Here is a 293-nt window from a genome sequence, read left to right as displayed (position 1 = left end):
GGCCATGACCTGGAGCAACGCCCTGACCAAGGCGCTGTTCGGCTGGCTGATCTTCTTCGGCCTGGCCTACGGCGTGCGTACCGCCGGCCACATCGGCGTGGATGCGCTGGTCAAGCTCGCGCCACGCGGCATCCAGCGCGTCATCGGCGTTATCGCCTGCCTGTGCTGCCTGGGCTACGCCGGCCTGATCGCGGTCGGCAGCTTCGACTGGGTGTACACCCTGTTCAGCGCCGGCATCGGTGCCGAAGACCTCGGCCACTACGGCATCCAGCAATGGCACATCGGCATGATCG

1 protein-coding gene is annotated in these 293 nt (G+C 66.9%); it reads left to right on the top strand.

What is annotated here, in order from left to right; translation table 11 throughout:
- Window positions 1-293 (top strand): TRAP transporter small permease (locus E4487_RS24200; protein ID WP_175254570.1); only part of this gene is annotated, 293 nt, incomplete at both ends.

This window comes from Pseudomonas sp. BMW13, from assembly GCF_013357275.1.
Lineage (GTDB): Bacteria > Pseudomonadota > Gammaproteobacteria > Pseudomonadales > Pseudomonadaceae > Aquipseudomonas > Aquipseudomonas khazarica.
Note: the sequence above shows the minus strand (reverse complement) of the source record. Positions and strands in the feature narration are given on the sequence as shown.